18 protein-coding genes are annotated in these 18886 nt (G+C 49.7%); 12 read left to right on the forward strand and 6 right to left on the reverse strand.

The window, feature by feature from the left end; genetic code table 11:
- Positions 1-131: 131 nt before the first annotated feature.
- The 6 genes from C7I86_RS09210 to C7I86_RS09235 all read left to right on the forward strand — a co-directional run bounded on the left by C7I86_RS09210 (position 132) and on the right by C7I86_RS09235 (position 4001).
- On the forward strand, positions 132-1289 hold the full coding sequence (locus tag C7I86_RS09210; protein WP_010872960.1) for an oxidoreductase: 1158 nt from the start codon (positions 132-134) through the stop codon (positions 1287-1289).
- Positions 1290-1305: 16 nt separating this feature from the next.
- Positions 1306-1617 carry a DUF433 domain-containing protein gene (locus C7I86_RS09215; RefSeq protein WP_010872961.1) on the forward strand — a complete coding sequence of 104 codons (312 nt, stop codon included), beginning with the start codon at positions 1306-1308 and terminating at the stop codon, positions 1615-1617.
- A gap of 76 nt (positions 1618-1693) precedes the next feature.
- The gene (locus C7I86_RS09220; protein ID WP_010872962.1) at positions 1694-2530 is read left to right on the forward strand and encodes a LapA family protein; all 837 of its coding nucleotides are present in this window, start codon (positions 1694-1696) and stop codon (positions 2528-2530) included.
- 118 nt (positions 2531-2648) lie between these two features.
- The gene (locus tag C7I86_RS09225) at positions 2649-3002 is read left to right on the forward strand and encodes a TMEM165/GDT1 family protein (RefSeq protein WP_010872963.1); all 354 of its coding nucleotides are present in this window, start codon (positions 2649-2651) and stop codon (positions 3000-3002) included.
- A 202-nt stretch (positions 3003-3204) separates the two neighbouring features.
- Positions 3205-3714 (forward strand): glutathione peroxidase, encoded by a 510-nt coding sequence (locus C7I86_RS09230; RefSeq protein WP_010872964.1) that lies wholly within the window; start codon positions 3205-3207, stop codon positions 3712-3714.
- A gap of 26 nt (positions 3715-3740) precedes the next feature.
- Complete coding sequence (locus tag C7I86_RS09235; RefSeq protein WP_020862315.1) at positions 3741-4001, forward strand: DUF3493 domain-containing protein; 261 nt, start codon at positions 3741-3743, stop codon at positions 3999-4001.
- Positions 4002-4084: 83 nt separating this feature from the next.
- Here C7I86_RS09235 and C7I86_RS09240 read toward each other — a convergent pair whose 3' ends face one another.
- The 3 genes from C7I86_RS09240 to C7I86_RS09250 all read right to left on the reverse strand — a co-directional run bounded on the left by C7I86_RS09240 (position 4085) and on the right by C7I86_RS09250 (position 6921).
- Positions 4085-4726 carry a hypothetical protein gene (locus tag C7I86_RS09240; protein ID WP_010872965.1) on the reverse strand — a complete coding sequence of 214 codons (642 nt, stop codon included), beginning with the start codon at positions 4724-4726 and terminating at the stop codon, positions 4085-4087.
- A gap of 42 nt (positions 4727-4768) precedes the next feature.
- Positions 4769-6307: a sodium:solute symporter gene (locus C7I86_RS09245; RefSeq protein WP_010872966.1), complete on the reverse strand. Its 1539-nt coding sequence runs from the start codon at positions 6305-6307 to the stop codon at positions 4769-4771.
- A gap of 146 nt (positions 6308-6453) precedes the next feature.
- Positions 6454-6921, reverse strand: coding sequence for a hypothetical protein (locus C7I86_RS09250; protein WP_010872967.1), 468 nt, complete (start codon positions 6919-6921; stop codon positions 6454-6456).
- Positions 6922-7142: 221 nt separating this feature from the next.
- On the opposite strand from C7I86_RS09250, the gene C7I86_RS09255 reads away from it, so the two are divergent.
- The 3 genes from C7I86_RS09255 (at position 7143) to C7I86_RS09260 (ending at position 9594) form a co-directional block, all read left to right on the forward strand.
- Positions 7143-8534 carry a DUF2330 domain-containing protein gene (locus C7I86_RS09255; protein ID WP_010872968.1) on the forward strand — a complete coding sequence of 464 codons (1392 nt, stop codon included), beginning with the start codon at positions 7143-7145 and terminating at the stop codon, positions 8532-8534.
- 30 nt (positions 8535-8564) lie between these two features.
- The gene (locus tag C7I86_RS18950) at positions 8565-8741 is read left to right on the forward strand and encodes a hypothetical protein (RefSeq protein WP_010872969.1); all 177 of its coding nucleotides are present in this window, start codon (positions 8565-8567) and stop codon (positions 8739-8741) included.
- Between the two features lie 64 nt (positions 8742-8805).
- Positions 8806-9594, forward strand: coding sequence for an ABC-2 family transporter protein (locus tag C7I86_RS09260; protein ID WP_010872970.1), 789 nt, complete (start codon positions 8806-8808; stop codon positions 9592-9594).
- A gap of 143 nt (positions 9595-9737) precedes the next feature.
- On the opposite strand, the gene glpD is transcribed toward C7I86_RS09260, so the two are convergent.
- From glpD to ggpR, 3 genes are all read right to left on the reverse strand, one after another.
- Entirely contained in the window at positions 9738-11399 is a 1662-nt protein-coding gene (gene glpD, locus C7I86_RS09265) for a glycerol-3-phosphate dehydrogenase (RefSeq protein WP_010872971.1), read from the reverse strand.
- 145 nt (positions 11400-11544) lie between these two features.
- On the reverse strand, positions 11545-13044 hold the full coding sequence (gene ggpS, locus C7I86_RS09270) for a glucosylglycerol-phosphate synthase (protein ID WP_010872972.1): 1500 nt from the start codon (positions 13042-13044) through the stop codon (positions 11545-11547).
- 275 nt (positions 13045-13319) lie between these two features.
- Positions 13320-13592, reverse strand: a complete 273-nt coding sequence (ggpR, locus tag C7I86_RS19470; RefSeq protein ID WP_041428185.1) for a glucosylglycerol biosynthesis transcriptional repressor GgpR — start codon at positions 13590-13592, stop codon at positions 13320-13322.
- A 240-nt stretch (positions 13593-13832) separates the two neighbouring features.
- Between ggpR and gghA the strand changes: the two genes are divergently transcribed.
- From gghA to C7I86_RS09285, 3 genes are read left to right on the forward strand one after another with little or no spacing between them, the layout of a single operon-like run.
- Positions 13833-16490 carry a glucosylglycerol hydrolase gene (gene gghA / locus C7I86_RS09275; RefSeq protein WP_010872973.1) on the forward strand — a complete coding sequence of 886 codons (2658 nt, stop codon included), beginning with the start codon at positions 13833-13835 and terminating at the stop codon, positions 16488-16490.
- Between the two features lie 52 nt (positions 16491-16542).
- Entirely contained in the window at positions 16543-18030 is a 1488-nt protein-coding gene (glpK, locus tag C7I86_RS09280) for a glycerol kinase GlpK (RefSeq protein WP_010872974.1), read from the forward strand.
- Positions 18011-18835, forward strand: coding sequence for an RNA methyltransferase (locus tag C7I86_RS09285; protein ID WP_010872975.1), 825 nt, complete (start codon positions 18011-18013; stop codon positions 18833-18835). The genes glpK and C7I86_RS09285 overlap by 20 nt, the downstream gene beginning before the upstream one ends.
- Positions 18836-18886 lie beyond the last annotated feature (51 nt).

Consider the following 18886-nt stretch of genomic DNA (forward strand, 5'->3'; position numbering starts at 1 on the left):
TTTTTTCCTAAAATAGTTTTGAGCCAATTACTACCAGTGATTTTCCCGAATCTATAGCGCTGAGCTAGGCTGGAATAACCTGGTTTTCAATTGGATTTTGGCAACTATTGAGACTAAACGAACCTGCGACTATGGCCCCATCAATTTCCCCTGTCACCCAACCTTTGGTTTCCATGGCGATCGCCCCCACGGTGGTGATTCGTAGTGCTTTGGCTAAAGCGGGGGAACATTTGCAAAAATTGGGGAGTAAGGGCCTAGTGGTAACGGGTAGCCACTCTGCTGAGTTGGGGGAAAAGTCTTTACAAACATTGCAGAAAAATTATGGTCTGACCCTGCCTCTGGCCAGCTATTTACCTGACTGCGCCGAGTCTTCCCTCGAACAGTTGCGGCGACGGGTTCACCAGGAACAGCCAGATTTTATCCTAGGTATTGGGGGAGGCAAAGCCCTAGATACGGCTAAGTTATTGGCCCATCAAACCCAATTGGCGATCGCCACAGTACCTACCTCGGCCGCTACCTGTGCGGGTTGGACTGCCTTGGCCAATGTTTACAGCGAAACGGGGGCTTTCCGTTATGACGTGGCCCTAGACCGATGCCCGGATTTATTGATTGTGGATTATGAATTGATCCAACGGGCTGAACCAAGATTACTAGTTGCCGGCATTGGAGATGCGATCGCCAAATGGTATGAAGCTTCCGTTAGTAGTGGTCAATCCAGCGATACTTTCACCGTGGCCGCTGTACAACAAGCTCGAATTTTGCGGGATATTCTTTTCCAAAAATCCGCTGAAGCCCTGGCCCAACCGGGTAGCGAAACCTGGCGGGAAGTGGTGGATGCCAGTTTGTTGATGGCGGGGGTAATCGGTGGTTTGGGTGGTGCTAACTGCCGCACCGTCGCAGCCCATGCAGTCCACAATGGTTTGACCCAATTGCCCCAGGCCCACCATGCCCTCCACGGGGAAAAAGTCGCCTATGGCATTTTGGTGCAGTTACGCTTAGAAGAATTGGTCAGCGGTAATCAACTCGCCGCTACTGCCCGTCGCCAATTACTGAGCTTTTACGATGAGATAGGTTTACCCAAAACCCTGCAAGATCTGGGTCTGGGACGAATTTCCCTGGAGGAATTACGACAGACGGCGGAATTTACCTGTTTACCCAATTCGGACATTCACCGCTTACCCTTTACTGTGACCCCAGAAACGTTGATGGCGGCCATGGTTTCCACCCTAGTGGAGGAACAAGGTACTCGCCAATTATTTGCCCAAATTCAAGATAATTCCGGTCTTTAAATGTGAATGATCAAAAATGTTAACCGTTACTAATTATCCCCATATTCGTAAAATAGACGACCAGCCAGCCCATCTGGAAAGATTGCCTCGCATTCAAGTTGCCCATATTGTGATGGACTATCTTTCCCATGGTTGGTCTGTGGATGAAATGTGCCGCCAACATCCCTATCTAAAGCCTTCGGAAGCATATTCTGCTATGGGCTATTATTTCGATCATCAAGAAGAAGTTGATCAACAGATTCAAGAACAGTGGCAGTCAATCCAGGAAGCAGATTCTCAACCAAAATCACCTTTTTACTCCCGTCTGAGAAGCAGAGGTATTTTATAAGTGACGGTTAATATTTATTTAGATGTCCATGTTCCCCTGGAGATTGGTGATCAGTTACGCCATTGATTAAAAACTTATGCAAGGTTTACTGCTCATTTTTTTGATAGGAACAGGATTAATTTTTTTCCTGCAAAATCGACAGCCCATACAACTAAATTTTTTCGGCACCACTGCTGAGTCTGCCCTAGCTAGCTTCACCTTGCCCCTGGGGTTGTGGGTAGTACTATTCCTCACCCTGGGAGTTTTCACCAGTGTGCTGATCAATGTCCTGAGTTCCCTAGGTCAACCCAAAGCCAGGCCCCAAAATTTTCGCCCCAATCCCCCCCGGCGATCGCCATCGGAATCCTTTGAGCCACCGCCGCCCCCCACCACTCCCCCTAGTCCCCAACGGGCACCGCAACCAGTCACCATGGCAGAAGAATGGGATTGGGATGAGCCAGAACCGGATTTGGCTGATTGGTCTGACCCCAAACCCCCGACTCGACCCCGGCCCACTGTCCAAGATTCCCCCCGCCCTGCCCCCAGGAATAGGGAAAAATTTCCGCCGGAAACAATAGGGCCCACTCCATCGATAGCCTCTGATGATGACCAAGGCGATCGAAATGATCAAGGAGATAATCTGCCCCCTCTTGCCCAAGAGGAAATAATTTCCCCACCTCCCAGGGAGCCTTTACCGGATCTGCGACAATTTGAAGCTCCCCAAACCCCCCAAAACACGAAACGGGAGGGTACTATTTATTCTCAGCAATATCGCCCAGCCCGGCCTAAAGCTGAGAAAAACGAGCCCTCAGATACCAAGCCTCCCCGTCCAAGTGGTGTATATGATGCTCCCTACCGGGTAATTAATTCGGCTCCCAATCCCCCCGTGGCAGAAGAAAATAACGGGGCTGATGAGGAAGAAGATTGGATTTAAGCTGTTCGGCAATCCCGGCGATTATCTCGCCCATACTTTTGCTTAGGAGATTGGAGTTAGGCTTGGAAAGTCCCCCAATCCGCTAGGCTATCAAAAAGAGCAGGGTCTATGGGCCACTGTGTCCCCACCATTGCCGCTGTTACTTCCGTCCAGTCAAACCGCCGTGAGCCAAGATCTACCCGCCTCTCCCAATTATTTTCGCCCGGTATTCTTTTCTACCTTTTTGACCATTTTTTTGGCGGAAATGGGTGATAAAACCCAATTGAGTACCTTACTAATTAGCGCTGAGTCCCAATCTCCCTGGGTGGTGTTTGCCGGCTCAGCCCTAGCCCTAATTTCCACTAGTCTGTTGGGGGTTTCCCTGGGGTATTGGATTGCCCGCCGTCTTGATCCGCAAATCCTCGATTTCTCTGTGGCTCTGTTATTGCTCCTCATTGCTGGGTTGCTGATGGGGGACGTGGTCAGCGCCTAGGCTCAGCACCACAAACATTCCGATATTGAATTTCATTATTCTTGCCTAAAAACGTGGTAAAGCCCCTAGCTTTAGTCATGGCTAGTATAGGAACCTTGGGGCAATCTGCTCCCCTCTAAGTTTTTGTTAGACTACAGAAATTGTTGATTGATTTGTTGAGTTAGACAAGTCTTTTTTTACTGTTTTTACTTCGCTAAATTCTATGACTGCCCAAGCCAACAACACAATCTACGGTTTTTCTGCCAATGCCTTGGATGGTTCCCCCGTAGCTCTGAGGGACTTTGAAGGTAAAGTGCTGTTAATTGTCAACACCGCCAGTCAATGTGGCTTCACTCCCCAATACCAAGGACTCCAGGCTCTATACAATCGATTCGGCGATCGGGGTTTTACGGTGCTTGGTTTTCCCTGTAATCAGTTTGGCCAGCAGGAACCCGGTGGCTCAGGGGAAATTAAAAACTTTTGCGAAACCCGTTATGGAGTAACTTTTCCCTTATTTGAAAAAGTGGAAGTCAATGGTCCCAACGCCCATCCCCTATTTAAGTTTTTAACCGCAGCTAGCCCTGGTATGGCCATTCCTTTTTTGGGTGGTGCGGAGGACATTAAATGGAATTTCACTAAGTTTTTGGTCGATCGCCAAGGTAAAGTGGTCAAACGCTACGGTTCCATCGCCAAACCCGATGAAATTGCGGCGGACATCGAGAAATTGTTGTAATTTTCTGACCCCATTCCTGCAAAATTTTGCCTACTAACAAAGACCAATTTGAACGCTTAAAGGCTGAGGCCGAGGCTCCCTATCGAGGTTTCCGCAAATTTATCTACCTGGGCTTGGGGGCTTCCGGCCTGATTGGCGTATTTATTTTTAGCCTCCGACTGCTGGCCGGCTACGACCCGACGGAGATTTTGCCCAATTTGGCCCTCCAACTGGGGGTAGTGGCCCTGATGACTTGGCTATTTCGCTGGGAATCGAGCAAAAACCAGGGCAACAATGGAGACAATTAGAATGCGTCCTCTCCCCTAGAAATTTTGGCGATCGCCTGGTCAAAATTCATTCCGGTGTGACCAGGGCTTTAATCATCAGGGCATCAATTATCAATGAACTGCAACGCATTAAGAAACGTGCGGGCCGCATTATCTCTGGTGCTGGTCAAGGGTTGTATGACCCCCATGGCATAGATTTTATTCCCGACTAAATAGGCACGAAAAGTCACTCTTTCTGTGTCACTTTCAAAAGTAAATTCCGAGCCTTGATAATCCCCCAAAGTTACCGGGCGCTCATTCATGAGGGAAAAGGTTTCCGTCGGGGCTACCCTGGCTTGCATAGCGGTGAACAGGGCCGCAGGGTCGTTAATTTGTTGCTCAGTTAACCCTGTGGCATAGGCCGCCACATAACGATGGTCGTTGTCGGTGCTGGTCAAGGTTTGAAAATTTAAATCCCCTTCAGCGGTAGCAATGACAACGTTATCCTGGGCCAAAATTCCTGGGGGCATCCAAAAAGAAACATTACCCTGGCTAAAAACAATTAACTGCCAATTGTTAGCATTGGTGCGGATAGGCGGTACACCGCTGGGGGGACGTTGGAACCGCAGAGTGTCCTGGGATTGGGGACGACCCGTTTCAAAAAAACTCCGCAGATCTTGGTTGGGGGACTGGGCCATTACTTGGCCCGTGGTTGATCCTCCCACAACAGTGGCGATCGCCGTAGCGACAAATAGTGAGTACTTCATAAAAAAGCCCTTAAATTCAACAAAACTCAAACAGTTAGTTCACTAGCCCAAATCTTGGTCATCGGCTCCCGGCCTGGCCACAACATTGGTGCCCGGAGCATCTGTGACCGGATGCCAAATGGTCAAACCGAGTAAATGCTTAGGAGTGGGGGCGCTGGCAAAGAGGGAAATCCCTAAAGCTAGCAGAACAGCCAGGGGAGCAGTGACCGCCGAGCGCCAAATGCCAGGGAAAGTAAGCCAACCGGCATTGGAAGCAATAATTACCAGTAAAACTGCCGCCACGGTGCCGTAAAAAGCACCCAGAGCATTAATGCGGGGAAACAAGACCCCCATCAGAAAAATCCCCAACAGCGGTCCCAAAAACATGGTGGTATAGGACACCAAGAATTCTAGTAGATCCTGCCCGGTGGAAGCGGCATAAATAGCGGAAAAAATTGCCACTACGCCCCAGACAATAATTAACCCCTGGGCCACCCGGACTGAGCGCATTTCGCTGGCTTGAATATTTATGTAACGGTCGTAAAAGTCCACCGTCATGCAAGTGGCCAAAGAATGCAAAGCAGAATCGATGGAAGACATGGCCGCCGCAAAAATCGCCGCCACGAGGAATCCCGATGCCCCAGGGGGGACTTGGTTGACAATAAAATAGGAAAGGATTTCATCGGGTTTGATATTTCCTGGTAACCCTCCCTGGAGTTGGTAAAAGCTGAATAGCAAAACCCCTAGTAACAGGGTGGCCCCTACTCCTAAAACGCCGGAAAACCAACCGAGAAAGATGGCTTTGCGGGCTGATTGCTCATCGGCACAGGAAACATAACGCTGGACTGACTGTTGATTAGTCCCCGCCACCGCAAAAGCTAAAATGCCGTAGGCGATCAACGCTGTGGGTAGAGAACGAATGGAAGCGGGATCCCAATCAAAATTAAATACCACCAACTTGCCGTTTTCCCCAGCAATGCGCCACAGTTCCCCAAAACCCCCTGGCACAGCGGTAACTGCGGCCCAAATGCCCGCCCCCAAACCGACGAAAATCATGCCAAATTGCAACACGTCCGTCCAAACTACGGCGGTGATTCCCCCGGCAACGGTGTAAATAATCGAAACCACCCCCACCATCAAAATGGCAGTATTCGTACTAATGCCAGTTAGCACCGATAACACCAGGGCGGCGGCGTATAAAAGTCCCCCTAGGCGGGCAATGACAAACAGCAGAAAACAAAGGGAACCGAGGGAACGGGTTTTGGCATCGAAGCGCCTTTCCAAATATTCGTAGGCAGTGGTGAGATTGAGCCGGACAAAAAATGGCAAAAAGACAGCAATGACTAAGCCATAGCCGATTAAGTCTCCCAATTGCAGTTGCAAATATAAAAAGCCGTGGCCGTAACCCTCCCCCGGGCCCCCCAGCAAAGAAGCGGCGGAAAAAGAGGTGGCAATGATGGAAAAACCTAGGGCCCACCAGGGAATTTGCTTTGCACCCCGGAAATATTCATCGGTATTATCTTGTTTGCGACTGGCGATCGCCCCAATGGCAATGACAATCGCCGAATAGACCAGCACAATGGCCCAGTCAATCATGCCCATGAAAAATCAAACTCCTTGGCAATGTGGCAATATTCCACCCTACAGGTTTTGGGACGTAGAGCACCGCCAGATTGATCCCAACTACAGGGAATGAAAGTGAAAAAGTCTGTTTTTTCCGACAGAGGAAAGAGCTTGATTGGTTTTAACTATAAACAAGCAGCCAAAATGTCCTGTTCCAGGGCACCAATGGTGCTGATTTCCTTTAAGCCCTGCAACGTTAAGTCAATATTGTTACCACTGCGGGCCACTGGCGATCGGGGAACTAGGTTCAGGGCAAAACGGCTGGGGGGCTGCTCCCCATAGGGGTCTTCCACTACCAAATCCAACGCTTGGGCAGAGACGGCGCCATGGGTACAAGCAAACTCAGACTGGTAAGCAAAAAAAGCTCCTATCAGTTGATTGCCCCGTACCTGAAAGATGAAATATTCCTGGCCCACTAACCCCGGCTGGGCAGATTCACCATAAAAATGAACACCTTGGCGCAGAGGAAAATTTTGGGCTGCAACGGCCATTGGTGTGATTAAATTTCCTAGTCCCATAAAGGCAAAGCTTAGTAGGGCGGTGGAAAATTTGGCCAGGCGATCGCCGCTGCCTGGAAGTAGGAAAAGTAACATAATTTTGTAGGTGGGAGGAGTAAGGTTAATGATTAAATCATTACTTCTAACTTAACAATCATTCACGAAACTGAGCTTCCCCCGATAGTATGATGATCCAAAAATTAACAAACTTTCATTAATTTACTGATGGCGATCGTCAATGATGCGGACTATATTGCAGATTGTCAGTAACCATCTCGGCAGTTTTTAAGCCAGCGAGACCCATAACTCCCATAACTATGGATAAAGCCATTCGGAAAATTTTTGCCTATCTTCGTCCAGGGGTCATCCTAGTCGCTTGCTTGCTGAGCCTATTGTTTTTTGTTCGGCCTGCCCTGGCTTTTTGTGGTTTTTATGTAGCCCAGGCTGACACTAGTCTTTATAACCATGCGTCCCAGGTGATCATTGCCAAAGACGGCGATCAGACAGTGCTAACCATGGCCAACGATTACCAAGGGAAAGCCCAAGATTTTGCCCTCGTGGTGCCGGTTCCGGTGGTGCTACAGGAAGACCAAGTAAACGTAGGGGAGAGAAAAATTATTGAGCGTTTAGACAATTTTAGTGCCCCCCGTTTAGTGGAATATTTTGACAATAATCCCTGTGAAACCTACGGCGGCCGTCAATTTATGGATGCAATGCCAGCGGCCCCCAGCATGACCAGAGGATTGCAAGAAAAAATAAGCAATGAAGCGTTGGGAGTCACCATTGAAAATCAGTTTTCGGTAGGAGAATACGACATTCTCATCCTCAGTGCCAAGGAATCCAATGGCCTAGAAACTTGGTTAAACCAAAATAATTACCGCATTCCCCCTGGAGCGACCGATGTATTGGGAGCATATATTAAACAAGGGCTAAAGTTTTTTGTTGCTAAAGTCAACCTGAAAGAATTCGATCGCCAAGGATTTCAAGCCTTACGGCCGCTGATGATGGCCTATGAATCCCCCCGGTTTATGTTGCCCATTCGTTTAGGTATGGTGAATGCAGATGGCCCCCAAGAATTAATCGTTTATCTACTCTCTCCCCAAGGAGCGGTGGAAGTTACCAACTATCGCACTGAAAAAATTCCCTCTAACTTAGATTTACCTGAATTTGTCCAGGGGGAATTTGGCCAGTTCTATGGCGCTATGTTCGACACTGCCTATAAGCGCTCCGGCAAAAATGTTGCCTTTCTGGAATATGCCTGGGACATGGGCAGTTGTGATCCCTGTTCGGCGGATCCCCTTTCCCCCCAAGAACTAGAAGAAGCCGGAGTATTTTGGTTAGACCAACCCAGTGCTAGCCCCAATCCTTCCTTCCGGGGTATGCCTTTCCCTGGCAACAGCAATGTGTTCATCACCCGTTTACATTTACGCTACACCCCCGACAAATTCCCGGAGGATTTACGTTTTCAAAACACCGCTAACCAGGAATTGTTCCAAGGGCGTTATGTCCTACGGCGTCCCTATCGTGGGGAAATGAATTGCACCGCCGCCAACACCTATCGTCAAACGGTGCAAAAACGCCAACGGGAAGAAGCCAAGACCCTTGCTAATTTGACTGGTTGGCCCCTGGGGGAAATTGAGGACAAAATTAACTATCTGGAAGGCCCCCGGGATTCTATTCCCTGGTGGCGCAAACTCTGGCCCCGTTAAAGTTGAAGTAACTTATACATCTCAATTGCCATGGATCCCTTAACCAAATTAGTTTTAAGCGCCACTACCCTGCCCGTGCTTTCCGCCCTGGGTTTAGCCCGTTGCCTTGGTCAACGCAGTGAAGCCCTAGGTAAACTTTCCGAAGAAGTGTTCCGAGGCGATCGCCTGCCGGTGTTACCCTTTCCCGTCGAAGAAGAAGCAGGTTAAAGTGAATACTCCCCCCAAACCTTGGCTGGGGATAGCGGGTGAGTTGTAATTTGACTAAAACTTTATGGGTCATTTTCCCCACAAACTGCGGGTGCTGTTGAGCGTTTACTTTGCCCAAATGGTGGAGTACCGGGCAGAAATTTTCTTTTGGATTTTGTCCGGCTCCCTGCCTCTAATTTTGATGGGCGTGTGGGTGAAAGCAGCGGAGAGTGGCGACTTTACCCTTGACGCGATCCAGGTGGCCCGGTATTTTTTTGCTGTCTTTGTGGTGCGCCAGATGACCACCATCTGGGTAATTTGGGAATTTGAAAAGGAAGTGCTGGAAGGAGTTTTATCTTTCCGTTTACTGCAACCCCTAGATCCGGTGTGGCATCATATAGCCCGCCACTGGGCCGAAAAAATGACCCGCCTGCCCATTCTGGCTATTTTGACTGTTCTTTTTTTCTCCCTCTATCCCGAAGCCTTTTGGCTGCCCGATCCCTGGCATTTTATCCAAGGGCTAATTGGCATTGTCTGTTCCTTTACCTTGTACTTTTTGATTCAGTACACCTTTGCCCTCTGTGCCTTTTGGACGGAACGGGCCAGCGCCCTCCAAGACCTCTGGTTTTTGTTTTATATTTTTCTGTCGGGCGTTATTGCTCCCCTAGAGACCTTTCCCGACGCAGTAAGGCAAATTGTTTTACTCACCCCGTTCCCCTACGGTGTTTACTTCCCCGCCGCCGCTTTGGTGGGTTTACCTTTGCCCTTCTTCAAGAGTTTATTAATTATTGGTGTTTGGATTGGCATATTTGCCCTGCTTAACCGTTGGCTATGGCGACAGGGTTTGAAACAATATTCTGGCATGGGAGCGTAGGGCCAGGGCCCTTTGCCTGGTTTCAGGTTACTATTCTCAATTGACCCACTAAAGTGACCCCAATGCTGGGGGATTTTTTTCTAGCTTCTCCCCCGACTTGGGATTCAATTCCCCCATTTAATTGGGGCTTGGCCTAACTTTTTTCAGTGGAGACAATAGTCGGGAATGCAGTTTTGCTCCATATATTCATGGTACTTTTGAATTTGCTTGTCACATTGCTCCTGGGTCCAGCCACAATGGTCTGTTAACGTTTGGCAAATGCCGGCCAGGGCGCTAAAGCCATAATCGTTAGTCACCATGGCGATCGCCGTACGTCGTCGACAAATATCCACCAAGGTGTGGGCCATTTCTGCTTGTACTGCAAAAACAACTTGGGCTTTGATATCCGGCAAGGAAGGAATAATCCTTTCCCCCAACTCCGGCGCTCCGTGGACTAAGGCTAAAATGTCTCCAGCCCTGGCTCCGTAAAGGCAAAATAAATGTTGAATAGAATGACGCTCCAAATGATTGCCATATTTATCCATGGCAGTTTCCAAGGACAGGGGATAGGCTTCTGCCCCCGGTAAAGGTTGGGTCAGGGTTGGACAGGGAGGAGCAGAGCGTCTCAGCTTGCCATAAACCTTATCCACCATTTCTTCTCCCACCTGGCGATAGGTGGTCAACTTACCGCCAATTAGGGAAATCAAATTATTAACTCCGTCTTGACTATGGTCATAAAGAATATGGTTGCGGGTAATACTGCCGGCCTTTTTGCCATCGGTGTAGGGCAGAGGGCGCACCCCGGAATAGGTGAAACGCACATCCTGCCTGGTTAACTGAGCTGCTGGCATCACCCGGTTAGTTTCCGCAATCAGGTAATCAATCTCGTCATCACTGGCTTTAACCCTGTCGAGGGAACCATCATAGCGGTGGTCCGTGGTGCCAATCAGATATTTACCCAACCAGGGAATGATGAAATAGGGCCGTTTATCCACAAACGCTTCCACATATAAGGCTGAAGCGGGGGCTCCAGGGAAGGGATCCACCACAATATGACTGCCCTTGGTGCCACCAATTTTTCTTTCTTGGACAATGGCAACGGGTTCTCCCCCTCGATGGGCTAAGCCACAAACTTCATCTACCCAGGGGCCAGTGGTATTAATGACGATCGCCTGGGCGCTATTAACAGTAAATTTTTCTCCGCTCAGTTGATCCTGGCAATGGATGGCGGTAATCAGGTTATTTTCCCCTTTCTCCAACCCCTTCACAGCCACATAATTGAGCATGGCCGCCCCGGCCTTTTGGGCCGATAGGGTCACTTCTAAATCTAACCGTTCCGCATATTCCACCTGGCCGTCAAAATATTGGGCTCCTCCTTTTAAGCCTTTTTTCTCCGCCGCTCGGAACAGTTGCTGGAACTGTTGGGGGCTTAACATCCTATGGGAAGGGAGGGTTTTATCAAAACTGAGGATGTCGTAAAGAATCATGCCCGCCTGAATTTCCCAATAGGCCCGGCTCGACCAGTCGTACACCGGAATGGTCAACTGGAGGGGCTGGACCAAATGGGGGGCGGTGTGGAGCAGAACTTCCCGCTCCCGCAGGGATTCCCGCACCAGATTAAATTCAAAATATTCCAGATAGCGCAGGCCGCCATGGATTAAGCGGGTGGACCAACTACTCGTACCACTGGCGAAATCATCCTTTTCGATCAGGAGGGTTTTTAGGCCCCGTAGGGCTCCGTCCCGGGCCGTGCCAACCCCGTTAATGCCTCCCCCAATCACAATTAGGTCATAGGCCGTATTTTGGATTTCTGGGAAATTACGCATGGCTGGGTAATGCTCCAATGAGGAATAAATCGTGCAATTGAATGGAAAAAAGCCCCCTAAACTCTAACTTTGGGCAATTTTTAGGGGGTTTGGACAATGGTTATTTGGTTACCATCCGCCGACCACAACTGGCATTGGCGATCGCCTACATTTGGGGGGGCTCTCCCAGTACCACATCGGCGTAGGCTTCCCGCAGTAGGTGATTGGCCCATTGTTGAACGTCGTAACGCTTAATGGCGGCGTACATTCTCCCCATGCGTTTTTTCTGTTCGTCTTTGTCCATGGCCAGGGCCTGGTCAATGGATTCGTCCATACGGCTGGAAGCGTAGGGGTTAGTCAACACCGCATCGGGTAGTTCCACCGCACAACCGGCAAATTCCGAGAGGATCAGAACTCCTTCTTCGCCATTTTTAGCCACCACATACTCCTTAGCCACCAGGTTTAGCCCATCCCGCAGGGGAGTGATCCAGGCAATGTCGGCGGCACAGAACAGGGCAATGAGCTCCTCATAGGCTAAAGGAGAGGTGAACAGCATCACTGGTGTCCAGGACAGTTTGGCAAAGCGACCGTTAATTTTCCCTGCCAGTCGTTCAATTTCGTTTTGGGCGTTGCGATAAATACGCATTCCCTCAGCGGCCTTGGCTACGGGGACTACCAGGCTAATTTCCCCCTGCAATTCGGGGCGACGCTCCAGTAGACGTTCATAGCACATCAACATTTCCTTGGTGCCCTTCACGTAATCCACCCGCCCAGCGGAAACAATTAGCCTCTTACCGCCTAAATCTTGTTTAATTTCAGCAACTTTTTGTTGCACACTTTCTTTGGCCACGATCGCCCGGATATTTGCCGGATTGGTGCCCACGGGAAACGCATCGAGGTTAATGAGGCGATCGCCATAACGCAACTGGGTGGTGAGTTCCGGTTCCGCCAGGGCCGTACCGTAGGGGGTAAAGGCTTGGTCTACCACAACCCGTCTGGTGATTTCCACCGGCTTGAGACTACGGGCCACGGCGACAAAATTTTCTACGTAGCGGGGAATATGAAAACCACAGAGATCACAGGCCAGCAAGCTTTCTACGATCGCCTCCCGCCAGGGCAAAATATTGAAAATATCAACGCTGGGGAAGGGGGTGTGGTGGAAAAAGGCAATCTTGGCGTTGGGCTTGAGCTGACGAATGTAAAGGGGCGCTAACCAGAGGTTATAGTCGTGGACCCAAAACAATGCATTGTCATCGGCATCGGCACAGGCCGCCTCGGCAAATAAGCGGTTAATGTGCTGAAAATTATCCCAATCAGAAGAATCGTAGGTGAACTGCCAGGGGAAAGAGTGGAGAATGGGCCAAAAGGCTTCCTTGGAAGTGATGTGATAGAAGTTTTTTACCTGCTCCGCCGTCAGGGGCACCCGGCGCACCGTACAACGATCGCCAAGGCCTTCAATGGACATATCCGCCTGAAAATCATCCTTTTGCTTCGGCGAAACCTGTTTCCATGCGACCCAGGTGCTCTGTTCCGCATCGGCAAAAAAACTTTTGAGGGTGGGCAAAATCCCGTTGGGACTCTTTTTCTCTCGATACACCGTTTTGCCATTTTCCCTAACTTCGTCGTAGGGCTCACGGTGGTAAAGGATCACAAGGGATGAATTCATAAAATCAGCGGTCTCCAAAATCAAGAATCAAACAAAGTAACTATTGGGTTAGTCTAGTACGGCTAATGCACCCGACTTCCCGGAACCCAAGTTAATTCCCGCCGGGGCATTTTAGTACGTTGAATAAAACTTTTCACCGCTAATATCGGTACAGAAAAATTGATTACGTCCTGGGCGAGTCCACAGACATCGCGTTCCCCTGTGGGGGCAATTACGGTAACGGCTCATAAATCTTTGTTAAAGATTACTTAACCCGTCAGTAAAATGCCGTAACACTAATTACCTTTTCCCCTTACTCCAGAGGAGAACAGCAGCGGCAAGCCACCAATCTCTGGTTTTTGGAAAGCCGCCCCTGGACTATGGAAAAAGTAGTTACTTGTTAAGTATAGTAACAGAAAAAGCTTTTCTGGCAAGATTTCTGCTTCTGGAGTTGGGGGTATCCTCTGGAAATTTACCCGTCGATTGCGGTAAATTCTATTTTTTTTGTTAACCTTAAAACTATTGCCATGGGCAGGGTAAATTGATTTTTTCTTGTTGTTTGATCCCATTTTCCAGTCTTTTTGACTTCCATTCAGTCAGGATAATTTTTGCAGTTTTTTTATGGAGTTTTGATAACATTGAGCTTTGCCCCCGGCGATCGCCTAGGGATAAACAATAAACGTGTGAACTAATATGCCTGGATTTATCCCTGGATTGACATTGTTTTTGCCCCCCTAAGTCAGCAATGACAGAGTTGAAAATCCCTTACTCCCCAGCAATTTCAGCTTATTTTGAGCTTATTTTTCAGTATGAAAACATTGAATCGTATCCATCTGGTCGAAGAAGAAACAGAAAAACTAATGGCTTGGGCCCGGAGTGTCACGGAATCGCCGGAGAACTATTTCCAAGCGGCCCGGGAAGTGGTGAAAAAATTGGGGGGCCATTACCAAGGGGATGGCCTAACCCAAGTGGGATTTTGGGTGCCCCGGTTAGCGGGGGAAGGGGCTTTTACTGAAAAGTTAATTTACCTAGAGGTGTTTACGCCCCTGGGGGAGATTGATTTCCAAGCGCCGGAACAAACTGGCTTGTTTCGTTGGGAAAGGATTGAATTGCCGCAACAGGGGGAATTTGTTTGGGCTGTGCTGTCGGGGATGCGGCCAGGCACCAGAGATCAAGCTGGTTCTTTCTATTGGTTGCGCTATTACGATTCCATTTTGTCCAACACGTTGGTCATCCGTGATCCCCTGACCTATTCCCTGCCCTACGGTGTTTTTGCCCCAGCGGAACTGTACGATGTGGAAAAAATGCAGAGGGAACGGGCGGATTTAGATTATTTACGGCGATCGGCTGCCCTGAACCATTGCCAAGAAAATCCTGAAAATGTCTTTGATCCGGAGCAGCTTAAGGCCCAGCGGGCGGCGGTGCTTAACCCGGCCATTCCTGTGGATCAAAATTTGCATCCCGATGAAGACAGCGAAGCGGCCATTTGTCGGGTGGGGGCCATGGCCAATATTTTGCAGATCCACATCAATACCGCTTCCCCGGAAGGCACCCTGGTGGGACTCACTAAAATTTACCAACGGCTGGGGGAAAAAATTCTCCGGCACGAACCCCTCAGCGACGCGGAACAGAATTATTTGGGCTACGACGCCATCCAACTATTGCCCATCGAACCCACCATTGAATATCGCCTGGAAGATTTCAACCAAGACCACGAATTTTTCTCCATTGCCGGGGAAGAGGTGGAGGAAATAGAAGTGGAAGAAGGGGCTGTGGTGGTGGAAGAGAAAATCAAAGTTACCCTCCGCAAACCCAATACCCAAAATTGGGGCTATGACGTGCCCATTCTCGGTTCCGGAGCCACTAATCCTGCGGTGTTAGGTACTTTGCGCCCGGATGAATTGGTGGACTTGATTGCCACGTTGCACAATTTTCCCAGCGGCCCCATTCAGGTAATTTACGATTTGGTCTATGGCCATGCCGATAACCAGGCGTTGGAATTGCTCAATCGGCAATATTTTAAAGGCCCCAATATGTACGGCCAGGATTTGAACCATCAGTTGCCCATTGTTCGGGCCATTTTGTTGGAAATGCAACGGCGCAAAATTAATACCGGAGCCGACGGTATTCGGGTGGATGGGGGCCAGGATTTCCGCTTTTTTAATCCCCTCACGGGACGGGTGGAACAGGACGATGCCTATTTATTAGCTATGAGCGATGTGGTGCAGGAAATCCAAGGTTGTAAACGGTTACTGTTCACTATTTTTGAAGATGGCCGTCCCTGGCCCGAAGACGGTTGGGAAGAGAAATCCACCTATAGGGAGTTAATTGAGCTGCGGCCGGAATCCTACCAGTGGGGTCCCCTAATTTTTGCCCATAACACCCCCTCCCTCAAGGGTTTTTGGCAACGGAAATGGGAACGGGTTTGTGAGGTGATGTACAAAGGCGATCGGTGGATCACTGGCTGTGGTAACCACGATACGGTGCGCCGGGGTAACCAAATTGACCACCATAACTCGGAAATTAACTGGAATTTGGGCACAACTTTGCCGGAAGTGTTGCACAATGCCTACGACAATCCGGCCACCTTATTGTGGGTCTATGGTTTTTGCCCGGGCTTACCGATGGATTTTTTAAATGCCATGATGCACAGTCCCTGGGGGTTTTTCCGCAACACCGATGAACGCTATGGCGTGAAAGTAGCTTTTGAAGAAGCGGGTTTTCTCGATTGGCAAATTTCCCCGGAGTTATACCAGCACCCCCAACTATTTCCCCAACTAAAGGCCCTGGGTTTTAAAGATTTGGCACTGTTGCAACGGTTTATGAAGGCAGTGGCCGATGCCATGGTGAAAAAAGATTTTCAGCTCGAAGCGGTAGCTAAGGCCTGTCGCCATTGTTTGGGCTATGAGCCTGAGGAAGATGGGGACGCGGCGGCCTGTGATCTGGAATTACTCAGTCAGTTTAAACATGCCGAACAACCGGAATTTGTTACCCGTTTGGATGTGCCGAAGTTGAAAAAATTTGCTAGGGCTTTTATGGAAGATGGCCACGAAGCTTGTCGGGTATCCTATCATTTCGACCAAGTGGACCCAGAAAGAAGTCGTTTTAACTTGGCATTGCGCAATTACCGACGGCAACATCCCTGGTTACACCACAATCTCCAAGACGGCGATCGCTTTAACCGCATCCATGAAAATGACCACACTCTTTTTTATGGTCTCAGGACTAACCCCGCCACAGCCCACAGTGATGATCCTGAAAAGGTGGTGATGGTGACCCATATGGAGGGAGATCCTGCCATTGTTACCTTGGGGGACTGGTTACAACTGGATTTGCAGGAATGGGAAGTGGCGATCGCCACCCCGGGGGTGAATGTGGATTCCACGGCGGATTCGTTACGGGTGTTTGAGTTGCGGGATGGCCAGGGTGTGATTTTGCGCAACAGTCGCTCGAAGAAGGAATGCTAGGGCCAACCAGAGCAAGGATTTTTTTTGATTAATTTTTCGGAGGTTACCGTCTATGACAGCAAAACATAATCAGTATGTAATGGCCCTGGATTTGGGCACCACCGGCAATCGAGCTATTTTGTTTGATTACGAAGGCAATATTGTCGGGCAAGCTTACAAAGAGTTAACCCAGTTCTATCCCAAGGCTGGCTGGGTGGAGCACGATGCCCTGGAAATCTGGCGGGATACGAAAACAGTCATGCAGGAAGTGGTGCAAAAAACCGCTATCCAACCCCAACAAATTGTGGCGATCGGTCTAACGGTGCAACGGGAAACGTGTTTGCTCTGGGATAAGACCACTGGCCAACCCCTCCATCCGGCAATTGTCTGGCAGGATCGACGCACTGCTCACTTTTGTGGAGAATTAACCGCGGCGGGCTACGTGGACGAAATTTATGAGCGCACCGGCCTCGTGTTAGATGCCTATTTTTCGGGCACCAAACTCCATTGGTTATTGGATTGGGTTAAACAGAGTAAGAGTGTCGATCCAGCTAATCTGTTGGCGGGCACCATTGATAGCTGGGCCCTCTGGAACTTAACTGGGGGTAAAGTACACCGCACGGACCACAGCAATGCTAGCCGTACTATGGTGCTCAATTTAGACAGCCTCATCTGGGATGAAAAGCTGTTGGATTTATTCACCATTCCCGCCCAGATTATGCCGGAGGTGCAACCTAGTTTGAGTTACTTCGGCGTTACCGACCCGGAAATTCTGGGGGTAGAAATTCCCATTACCGCCATTTTTGGTGACCAACAGGCGGCCCTCTATGCCCACGGCTGCGATCGCCCAGGATTGCTGAAATGTACCTACGGCACGGGGGCTTTTTTGGTGGCGAATACGGGGCAAACGGTAACCCGTTCCCAACATCGCTTACTTTCCACTGTGGCTTGGACCCAAACCAACCGAGACAAAAGCTTGACAAGGGATTACGCCTTGGAAGGAAGTATGTTCACTGCTGGTTCCTGTGTGCAATGGCTACGGGATAAGTTGGGTTTAATTGAATCAGCGGCGGCCAGTGAAAGCCTAGCCCGCAGTGTGGATAGCAATGGCGGCGTTTACTTTGTGCCGGCCCTAAGTGGTTTGGGGGCTCCCCATTGGGACATGAATGCCTGTGGCGCTTTTCTTGGCTTAACAGCAGGGGTAACTAAAGCCCATCTAGTCAGATCGGTTCTAGAGGCGATCGCCTTCCAAGCCCGGGAAGTGGTGGAGGCCATTAACCAGGATAGTCCCGCCCCCATTCAACAACTGAAAGTAGATGGAGGAGCCTGTAACAATGACTTTTTGATGCAATGCCAAGCGGATGTTTTAGGCATTCCCGTAGAACGGCCTGCGGTGTTGGATGCCACGGCCCAGGGAGCCGCCTTTGGAGCCGGGCTAAAAATTGGGTGGAATCAGCTTCAAATTAGGTTTTTCCGAACCTTCCACCACGGGACGATAAGCTTAATTTGTCTTCAATTTCTGCCCATGCGTATTCAGGAAGGTGTATCCGTTGACCAGTGACATTGCTTCCATCACCAGCACCCAAAACCCCCTGGTTAAACAATTGCGCCAACTGCACCAAACCAAGGGACGGAAACAACAGGGTCAACTTTTGCTGGAAGGCACCCATTTGCTCGAAGTGGCCTTAGCCCAGGGCAAAGGCTTTAACCATGGCTGTTTCACCGCAATGTGGCAGGAAAAAAATCCCGTCTTGGCCGATCGCCTAATGGCCCAGTCTGTCCACAGTTATTTGGTCAGTGGGGAAGTTTTGGCAAAAATGGCCAGCACCGTTAATCCCGACGGCGTGGTAGCAACTTTAACCATGGATCAATTTTGGCGATCGCCGCCCCCCCATGCTCGGTTAGGCCTAGTGCTGGAAAGATTACAGGATCCAGGTAACCTGGGCACTATTCTTAGAACCGCCGCCGCCACCGGAGTGGAAGGAATTTGGTTAACCGCTGACTGCGTTGATCCCACCAGCCCAAAGGTCTTGCGCTCCTCCGCCGGTAGTAGCTTGCTTTTGCCCCAGCAACAACTGCAATCTTTGCCGCCACTCTTGGAAAAATTTCACACCCAGGGATTACAACTCATTGCCACCGTTCCCCAGGCAACCCAAACTCTCTGGGAAATTGATTTTCAGCGGCCCACCATAGTCATTTTTGGTAGTGAAGGCCAAGGGCTCAGCGCTCCCGTGCTGGAACTAACCACCCATCAAGTGGCCATTCCCCAGGCTCCCCAGGTGGAATCCCTCAACGTGGCGATCGCCGTCGGGGTAATGCTCTACGAAGCTCGGCGACAACAATGGGCGGCATCAACACCAGGGTAAGTTCGGTTCTTTGCCCTCCGGTTTTTTCCTGAAATTGTTACATTGTGTTTA

The sequence above is a fragment of the Synechocystis sp. IPPAS B-1465 genome (assembly GCF_003015225.1).
Classification (GTDB): domain Bacteria; phylum Cyanobacteriota; class Cyanobacteriia; order Cyanobacteriales; family Microcystaceae; genus Synechocystis.